At 76.4% G+C, this 8,516-nt stretch carries 9 protein-coding genes; 6 read left to right on the top strand and 3 right to left on the bottom strand.

Going from position 1 to position 8,516, the window contains the following annotated elements:
* Nucleotides 1–343: hypothetical protein (locus OZ948_08635; protein ID MEB2344793.1), on the top strand; the 343-nt coding region annotated here is incomplete at its 5' end.
* Between the two features lie 87 nt (nt 344–430).
* Here OZ948_08635 and OZ948_08630 read toward each other — a convergent pair.
* From OZ948_08630 to OZ948_08620, 3 genes are all read right to left on the bottom strand, one after another.
* Entirely contained in the window at nt 431–1,033 is a 603-nt protein-coding gene (locus tag OZ948_08630; GenBank protein ID MEB2344792.1) for a PDZ domain-containing protein, read from the bottom strand.
* A gap of 83 nt (nt 1,034–1,116) precedes the next feature.
* Nucleotides 1,117–1,749 (bottom strand): NTP transferase domain-containing protein, encoded by a 633-nt coding sequence (locus tag OZ948_08625; GenBank protein MEB2344791.1) that lies wholly within the window; start codon nt 1,747–1,749, stop codon nt 1,117–1,119.
* Between the two features lie 53 nt (nt 1,750–1,802).
* Nucleotides 1,803–3,059, bottom strand: a complete 1,257-nt coding sequence (locus tag OZ948_08620) for a molybdopterin molybdotransferase MoeA (GenBank protein ID MEB2344790.1) — start codon at nt 3,057–3,059, stop codon at nt 1,803–1,805.
* A gap of 118 nt (nt 3,060–3,177) precedes the next feature.
* Here OZ948_08620 and OZ948_08615 point away from each other — a divergent pair, with 118 nt between their 5' ends.
* The 5 genes from OZ948_08615 to OZ948_08595 are packed head-to-tail and all read left to right on the top strand — an operon-like array spanning nt 3,178 to nt 8,510.
* Nucleotides 3,178–4,290: an ATP-binding protein gene (locus OZ948_08615; GenBank protein ID MEB2344789.1), complete on the top strand. Its 1,113-nt coding sequence runs from the start codon at nt 3,178–3,180 to the stop codon at nt 4,288–4,290.
* Nucleotides 4,287–5,729 carry a sigma-54 dependent transcriptional regulator gene (locus OZ948_08610; GenBank protein ID MEB2344788.1) on the top strand — a complete coding sequence of 481 codons (1,443 nt, stop codon included), beginning with the start codon at nt 4,287–4,289 and terminating at the stop codon, nt 5,727–5,729. The genes OZ948_08615 and OZ948_08610 overlap by 4 nt, the downstream gene beginning before the upstream one ends.
* Entirely contained in the window at nt 5,726–6,391 is a 666-nt protein-coding gene (gene thiE, locus OZ948_08605; protein MEB2344787.1) for a thiamine phosphate synthase, read from the top strand. Before OZ948_08610 ends, thiE begins: the two co-directional genes overlap by 4 nt.
* Nucleotides 6,388–7,617 (top strand): NupC/NupG family nucleoside CNT transporter, encoded by a 1,230-nt coding sequence (locus OZ948_08600; protein MEB2344786.1) that lies wholly within the window; start codon nt 6,388–6,390, stop codon nt 7,615–7,617. The genes thiE and OZ948_08600 overlap by 4 nt, the downstream gene beginning before the upstream one ends.
* On the top strand, nt 7,614–8,510 hold the full coding sequence (locus OZ948_08595; protein ID MEB2344785.1) for an endonuclease/exonuclease/phosphatase family protein: 897 nt from the start codon (nt 7,614–7,616) through the stop codon (nt 8,508–8,510). Before OZ948_08600 ends, OZ948_08595 begins: the two co-directional genes overlap by 4 nt.
* Nucleotides 8,511–8,516 lie beyond the last annotated feature (6 nt).

Genomic DNA, 8,516 nt, shown 5'->3' with positions numbered 1-8,516 from the left:
GTCCCGGCTCCTCGGCTGGCGCGCGCCGCTGCGCGCCGCCGCACCCGCCCTCGCCGACGCCGAGCAGGCTCTCGCCGCCGGCGACCACGCCACCGCCGCGCGCGCCCTCGCCGCGGCGCTGCGCGCAGGCCTCGGACTGCGCGTCCCCGGCGCCGGCGCGCTCGCCGCCGAGGAGCTCGCCGCGCGCGCCCGGGGCCGCCCCGCGATCGACGACGCCGCTGCCCTGCTCGCCGTCCTCGACCGCACCCGCTTCGCCTCGGCCTCGACGAGCCCGCAGCTGCCTTCCCTGGACCGCGTGCGCGCCGTGCTGCGCGCGATCGGAACGACGCGGGGGAGCGCCTGAGTACCGGGCACCGCCGCGCGCGGCGGCAACCACCCCGAGACGGAACGGCCGCGTCGGAAGCCGTCGTTCCGTCGGCTCCGCGCCCGCCTACGGCGGGGGCGCGGAAGGGCCGGGCGCCGGGGCGGCGCCAGCCGGCAGCGACCCGGGAACGGGCGCCGGTGCCGCCGCCGCGCCCGGAGCGATCGGATCTGCGCCGTGCGGGTCGCCCTGGCCTTCGGGCTCGTGCAGGGCGCCGGCCTCGGCGGGCGGCTCCTCGGCCCGCTCGTGCCAGGCCTCGAGCGCGGCGGCCGTGGCCGGCTCGCCATCGGGCACGACCGAGAGCGTACGCGTCCGCTTCTTGCGCACGATCATGAGCTCGAGCGGCGCGCCCGCCGGCGCGCGCGCGACGATCGCGACGAGATCACGCGGGCGCACGAGCGGCTCGCCGGCGGCGGCGATCACGACGTCGCCGACCCGGATCTTCGCCAGCTCCGCGGGTCGGCCCGGCTCGACGCGCACGATCAGGACCCCCTGCGTCGCGGGGGCCTCGAAGAACTCGCGCAGCTCGGCGGTCATCGGCTGCACCTCGATGCCGATCCGGCCGCGCCCCGGGTACCCCTCCGGCATGGGTCCTTCCGCGAGGGCCGGCCCCGCAAGCCACGCGCAGCAGAGCGCGGCGAGCGGAGCAGACGCGAGCCGGCGGGCGGCCATCGGACTCTCCTCGGTGCGACGGGCGCTTGGACGCCACGCGCGCCGGGGATCTTCGCCCGCCATCGCGATCCCGCCAGCCCCCGCTACCCGCGACCGAGGCGCTCGATCCGCGCCCAGTCCTCCGGCGTGTTGGCATTCGCGAGCTGGGCGCCGGTGGGATCGACGACGCGGAGGTCCGCTCCCTCGAGCACCTCGTGGGGAAGCGCAGCGGCCAGCTCGTGCAGCGCCAGGCGCCCCGCAGCGAGCCGAGCCTGCGCCTCGCGCAACGCGACCTCGCGGGCCCACACGGCGCACAGCGGCTCGAGGCCGTCGTCCCGGCGCGGCAGGACGACGCCGGCCTCGGGCCAGGCCACGAGGGCGAGCAGCAGCTCGGGTCCGAGCAGCGGCAGGTCCGTTGCGACCACGAGGACGCGCGAGCCACGCGCGGCGGCCAGCGCTCCCACCAGGCCCCGCAGCGCGCTGCGCGGGCCCTCGGGATCGCGGACGCGCCGGCCCGGTGCGTCCGGGGGCGGCTCGCCGCCGACGAGCAGCACGTCCTCGAAGTGCTCGGCGAGGAGCCGCGCCGTGCGCGTCGCGAGCGCGACGCCCGCGTACTCGAGAAGCGCCTTGTCGCGGCCCATGCGGCGCGACGCGCCACCGAGCAGCAGGGCGGCCGAGACGTCGCCGAAGCGACCGTCGGGGCGCCTGCGCTCGCCGCCCGCCTCCGTGGCCTCCACGCGGCTGCGCCTCGCGGCGCCGTCGCTCCGCTCGTTCGCGGGCGTTCGCGGGGTCACAGCCCGGCGTCGCCGCCCGCGAGGAAGTCCTCGTCGAGCACCTGCACCCGCACCGGGGCGCCCGCGCGCAGCTCGGTGGACTCGGCGGGGAAGAGCAGCAGCCCGTCGGCAAGCGCCATCGAGCGCAGCACGCCCGAGCTCTGGCTGCCGGTCGGTGTCGCGACGACGCGGCCATCCTCGCGGACGAGCCGCACGCGCACGAGATGCAGCCGGCCCGCCGCCTTGCGCAGGGGAGCGCCGAGCACGGCCTCGACGCGCGGGCGGAAGAGCGCGCGGTGTCCGGCCATGCGGCGCAACGCGGGCCGTACGAACTCCTCGAAGGTCACCATCGCGGACACCGGGTTGCCGGGCAGCCCGAACACCAGCGGCCCACCGCCGGCGAGATCGTGCGCGCCGAAGCGGCCGAAGACCAGCGGGAAGCCCGGCTTGATGCGCACGCCCCAGAACAGGATCTCGCAGCCGAGCTTCTCGAGCACCGGCCGCACGTGGTCGTGGTCACCGACCGAGACGCCCGCCGAGCTCACCAGCACGTGGGCCGAGAGGCCGGCGCGCAGGAGCCGTTCCAGCTCCCCGGGCGTGTCGCGGGCGATCCCGAGATAGAGGGGTTCGGCGCCGACCTCCCGGCACTGCGCCGAGATCGAGTAGGAGTTCGACGACACGATGCGGCCGCCGCGCGGGTCGCCATCGGGCTCGATCAGCTCGTCGCCGCCCGAGAGGATCGCGACGCGCGGGCGCTGGTGGACGGCCACCACGCTACGCCCGAGCGACGCCAGCAAACCGAGCGCGCCCGCTCCGAGCCGCGTGCCCGGCTCCAGCACGAGCTCGCCCTCGCGCACGTCCTCACCCGCCGGGCGCACGTGCTGGCCGAGCGGCGCCGCCACGCGCACGCGCACGTGCTCGCCCTCGCGCTCGGTGTCCTCCTGGCGTACGACGGTGTCGGCGCCGGGGGGCAGCGGGGCGCCGGTGAAGATGCGGGCGGCGCGGCCCGGCGCGAGCGCGCGCTCGCGGCCGGCGCCGGCGGCCACCTCGAAGGCCACCGGCAGGCGGGCCGGCGCGGGGGAGAGGTCGGCGGCGCGCACCGCATAGCCGTCCATCGCCGACACGTCCCAGGGCGGCAGCGTGCGGCCGGAGCGCACCGGCTCGGCCAGCACCCGGCCCAGGGCCTCGGCGGCCGGGCAGGTCTCGGGCGCGAGCGGCGCCACCGCGTCGAGCACGACGCGAAGCGCCTCGGCAGCGGGCAGGTCCGTGCGCACGCCCGGCAACGTAGCCCTGGTTCGGGGACGGTCCCTCGTCCCCGCGCGTGCGGGCCCGTCCCCTTCGAGCGCAACGAGGGACCGTCCCCTAGCCTGCCTCGAAATTGGGCAGCCGAACGTGACACCCCGTTCCCGGACCGGCCCGGCCGGCAACCTCCGCCGCGTGCTCGACGCGCTGCTCGACGGCGTCGTCGTGGTGGACGAGGACGGCGCCCTCCGGCACCTCAACGCCGAGGCGTGCCGGATCCTCGGCACCTCCTCGGAGGCGGTCGCCGGGCGGCCGGTCGAGCGGGTGGCCGGGGGCGAGGCGTTCGCCAAGAGCGTGCGTGCGGTGCTGGCCGGCGGCGCCTCGGTCGTCACCAACGAGGTGCCCCTGCCGCGCCGCTTCGAAGCCGCGCTCGTGGTGGACGTGGCGGTCTCGCCGATCCCCGACGAGGCGGGCTGCCCGCGAGGCGCCGTCGTGCTCCTGCACGACCGCACGATCGGAACCGCGCTGCGCGCGGTCGAGAGCGAGCGGGCGCAGTCGGCGGCGCTCGGGCGCATGGCGGCGGGCATCGCGCACGAGGTGAGGAACCCGCTGGCCGGCATCCGCGGCGCGGCCGAGCTGCTCGGCCGGCGTGCGGGCAGCCCGCGCGATCGCGCCGCAGCGGAGCTGATCGTGCGCGAGGTGGACCGGATCGCCGCGCTGCTCGACGACTTCATGGTCCTCGGGCGCGGCGACGTGCTGCGCCTCGCGCCGGTGAACCTGCACCGCGTGCTCGACGACGTGCTCGAGGTGCTCGCTGCCGACCCGCTCGGCGCGCGTGCCCAGCTCGTGCGGGCCTTCGATCCCTCGCTGCCCGAACTCCTCGCCGACGGGGACCGGCTGGTGCAGGTGTTCCTGAACCTCGCGCGCAATGCGCTCGAGGCCATGGAGGGGCGCCCGGGCAAGCTCACGATCGCGACCCGCCTGCGTGTCGATCACCGCCTCGAACTCGCGGGCGAGCGCCTGCCGAGCGTCGCCGTCGAGGTGAGCGACACCGGTCCCGGGATCCCCGAGGCCGTGCGCGCGCAGGTGATGACGCCGTTCTTCACGACCCGCAGCGCCGGTACCGGCCTCGGGCTCCCGCTCGCGCGCCACTTCGTGGCGCTGCACGGGGGCTCGCTCCAGCTCGAGAGCCGCGAGGGCCGCGGCACGACGGTGCACGTCTCGCTCCCGCTGCGCAGGGCCGGCGCGGAGGTGGGGCAATGACCCCCCTCGAGCACCGGGACGCCGCACGCGTACTGGTGGCCGACGACGAGGCCTCGATCCGCTTCGTGCTGCGCGAGGCGCTCGAAGAGGCCGGCCACGAGGTCGTCGACGTGGACTCGGGCGAAGCGGCCTGGACGGCGCTCGCCGGGGGGCGCTTCGCGATCGCCTTCCTCGACATCCGCATGCCGGGGCCCTCGGGCCTCGAGCTTCTCGACCGGCTGCGCGCCACCGGCAGCGACGTCGCGGTCGTCGTGATCACCGCGCAGAACACGCTCGAGAACGCCGTCGAGGCGATGAAGCGCGGCGCGCTCGACTACCTGGTGAAGCCCTTCCAGATCGCCGAGGTGCTGGCCGCCGTGCAGAAGGCGCAGCGCACGCGTGCCCTCGAGCGGGAGGTGCGCAGCCTGCGCCGCGAGACCGGCGGGCGCGCCCCGGGCGGCGAGCGCCTGGTGGGGCGCAGCGCGGCGCTGCTCGAGGTGTTCAAGACGATCGGGCGCGTGGCGCCGCGCGACGTGGCGGTGTTGATCACCGGCGAGAGCGGCACCGGCAAGGAGCTGGTGGCGCGCGCGATCCACCAGGCGAGCCCGCGCGCGGGCGGCGCCTTCGTGGCCGTGAACGCGGCGGCGATCCCGCGCGACCTGCTCGAGAGCGAGCTCTTCGGCCACGAGAAGGGCTCGTTCACGGGCGCCATCGACACGCGCGCCGGCCGTTTCCGCGAGGCGTCGGGCGGCACGCTCTTCCTCGACGAGATCGGCGACATGCCCCCCGAGCTCCAGGCCAAGCTGCTGCGCGTGCTCCAGAGTGGCGAGGTGACCTCGGTCGGCGGCAAGCGCGCGGAACAGGTGGACGTGCGCATCGTCGCCGCCACCCACCGCGATCTCGACGCGCGGGTGCGCGAGGGCTCCTTCCGCGAGGACCTGCTCTACCGGCTGCGTGTCGTCCCGATCGCGATCCCGCCGCTGCGCGAGCGGCCCGAGGACGTGCCGGTGCTCGCCGAGCACTTCGTCGCCCGCTACGCGACCGAGCTGGGCACGGCGGCGCGCTACGTCTCCGAACGCACGCTCGATCACCTGGCGGCGCACGAGTGGCCGGGCAACGTGCGCGAGCTCGAGAACGCGATCAAGCGCGCGCTGGTCCTCGCACCCCACGAGGTGCTCGCCCCCGAGGACTTCGCCTTCCTGCGCGGCGCACCGGCGCCGGCAGCGGCCGGAGGATCGCTCGAGGACCGGGTGCGCGACGAGCTGCGCGCGCGGCTCGCCGCCGGCGAGGACGACCTGCACCGCAAGCTCCTGGAGCGGGTCGAGCGCCCGCTCCTCGAGGCGGTACTCGCCCACACCGGGGGCAACCAGCTGCGCGCGGCGGCCGTGCTCGGGATCAACCGCAACACGCTGCGCAAGAAGATCTCCGAGCTGGAGATCGTGCTGCCGGTCCGACCTTGAGCGCTTCGACCCCGCCGGCCGTCCGCGGCCTCTACGTGCTCGCCGACGACGACCCGCGCTGGGGCCGCGACCCGGTCGCGCAGGCGCGCGCCGCGCTGGCCGGTGGTGCCGCCGCCGTGCAGCTTCGCGCCAAGCACGCGACCGACCGCCAGGCGCTGGCCTGGGCCGTCGTGATCATGGATTTGTGTCGGTCGGCCGGCGCACGCTTCTTCGTGAACGACCGCTTCGACCTGGCGCTCGCGGCGGGCGCCGACGGCGTCCACCTCGGCCAGGAGGACCTGCCGCCCGGGCGCCTACCGGCGACCGCGCGCGCCCGCCTGCTCGTGGGCCGCTCCACCCACACGCTCGCGCAAGCGCGCGCCGCCGCCGCCGAGCCGGTCGACTACGTCGCCTTCGGACCCGTCTTCGGCACCGCCTCGAAGGACTCGCCCTACGAGGCGCGCGGGCTCGACCGGCTGGCCGAGGCGGCGCGCCTCGTGGCGCCGCGCGCCTGCGTCGCGATCGGCGGGATCGACGCCGCGCGGGCAGGCGGGTGCATCCGGGCCGGGGCCGCCGCGGTGTGCGTGATCTCGGCGCTGGCGGGCGCGCCCGACATGGCGGCGGCGGCGCGCGCGCTGGTGCAGGCGATCGCGGCCCCCGGCGCGGCGCCGGAGCGCCCGTGAGCGAGCTCGGCGCACGGGCCGTCTCGGCCTTCGGCCTGCTCGCGCTCGTCGCGATCGCGTGGGCCTGCTCGGCGGACCGCCGGCGCATGCCGTGGCGCACCGTCGCGTGGGGGCTCGGGCTCCAGTTCGGGCTCGCCCTCGTGCTGCTCCGGAGCGCCGCCGGGCGCAGCTTCTTCGCGGCAGCCAACGCCGTGGTCGACGGCCTCACGCGCTACACCGAGGCGGGTGTGCGCTTCGTCTTCGGGGCGCTGCTCGACGGCGGCTTCTCGCTGGCGCTGAACGTGCTGCCGGTGATCGTCTTCATGGGCAGCCTGTTCGCGATCCTCTTCCACCTCGGCATCGTGCAGTGGCTGGTGCGCGGCTTCGCCGCGCTCTTCACCCGCACCCTCGGCACCTCGGGCGCCGAGAGCCTGTCGGCCGCCGCCGACATCTTCGTCGGGATGGTCGAGGCTCCCCTCCTGGTGCGCGCCTACGTCGAGCGCATGACGCGCTCGGAGCTCTTCACCGTGATGGCGACCGGCATGGCCACCGTTGCGGGCTCCGTGCTGGTGGTCTACGCCGGGATGCTCGGCGAGGGCTACGCGGGCCACCTGCTGACGGCGAGCTTCCTGGCCGCGCCGGGCGCGATCCTGCTCGCCAAGGTGATGATCCCGGAGACCGGGGCGCCGCTCACGGCGGGGACCGTGGACGTGGCCCTCGAGAGCCCCGCGGCCAACCTGGTCGACGCCGCCGCGCTCGGCGCGCTCGCGGGCCTGCGGCTCGCGGCCTACGTGGGCGCCCTGCTGGTGGCCTTCGTCGCGCTGATCGCCTTCGCGAACGACGCGCTCGCCGCGGCAGGAGGCTGGCTCGGCGTCCCGGGCCTGAGCTTCCAGCGCATCCTCGGCTGGGGCTTCGCGCCGCTCGCGCTCCTGATCGGTGTCGCGCCCGCGGACGCCACCACGGTGGGCGGCCTGCTCGGGGTGAAGACCGTGCTGAACGAGTTCCTGGCCTACCAGGAACTCGCGAAGCTCGTCGAGTCGGGGGCGATCGCGCCGCGCTCGGCCGTGCTCGCGAGCTACGCACTGTGCGGATTCGCGAACTTCGGCTCGCTCGCGATCCTGCTCGGCGGGCTCGGCGGCATGGCGCCTGCGCGGCGCGCCGACATCGCCGCGCTCGGCCTGCGCTCGATCCTGGCCGGCACGCTCGCGACGCTGATGGCGGCGGCGTGGGCGGGGATCCTGCTGTGAGGGTGCTCGCGCTCGCCGCCGCTGCCGCGCTTTCCGCCCTGCTCCCGGCCCCGCCTCGCGCGCGGGCCGGCGAGGGCGAGCCCGTTCTGCTCTCCGTCCTCAGCTACAACACCCACGGCCTCCCGAGCTGGATCGCGGGCGACGACCCGCCGGCCCGCTACCCGCTGCTGCTCGCGAAGGCCGCGCGTTTCGACGTGGTCCTGCTCCAGGAGGACTTCGCCCACCAGGCGATCGTCGACTCCGAGAAGCGTCACCCCCTGCGGGTGCGCGGCAACGGCCCGACGAGCGGCTGGCCGCTCTTCGCCGGATCGGGCCTCACCCTGCTCACGCGGCTGCCCGCGGTCGGCGAGCCGGTCGGCGTCGCGTACGGCGCCTGCGCCGGCTGGCTGGGCGGCGCGAACGACTGCCTGGCGGAGAAGGGCTACCTGCTGCAGCGCCTGCACAGTGCGAGTGGCGCCGAGATCGACGTCTGGAACACCCATCTCGACGCCGGCCCCGGCGCCGCCGACCAGGCCGCGCGCGAGGCGCAGCTCGACCGGCTGGCCCGGGCGATGGCGGCCCACAGCGCCGGTCGCGCCGTGATCGCCGGCGGTGACTTCAACCTCGACTGGGACGAGCCCCCGGAACGCACGCTCCTCGAGCGCTTCCTCGCGCGCACCGGCCTCGCGATCGCGGCGCTCGTACCGGAGGGCGCCTGGGACTCGCGCCTCGACTACCTGCTCTTCCGCCCCGCGGACGCGGCGCGGCTCGCCGTGCGCGAGGCCGGCCAGGCGCCCGGCTTCGTCGGCGCCGGCGGCGAGCCGCTCTCCGACCACCCGGCGATCTTCGCGGTCTTCGAGGTCCCGCCCGCCGACTCCTCGACAGAAGCCGAGGAGGCTCCTGGCCAGGAGTAGCGCGCT

It is taken from the genome of Deltaproteobacteria bacterium, assembly GCA_035063765.1.
In the GTDB taxonomy this organism is placed as follows: Bacteria; Myxococcota_A; UBA9160; order UBA9160; family PR03; genus CAADGG01.
The sequence above is the reverse complement of the archived record's forward strand: the minus strand, read 5'-3'. Positions and strand labels throughout refer to the sequence as shown.

Bases quoted from the DNA above. Each gene is read 5' to 3' on its own strand.
- OZ948_08630 (MEB2344792.1), bottom strand. From the start codon at position 1,033: ATGGCCGCCCGCCGGCTCGCGTCTGCTCCGCTCGCCGCGCTCTGCTGC.
- OZ948_08610 (MEB2344788.1), top strand. From the start codon at position 4,287: ATGACCCCCCTCGAGCACCGGGACGCCGCACGCGTACTGGTGGCCGAC.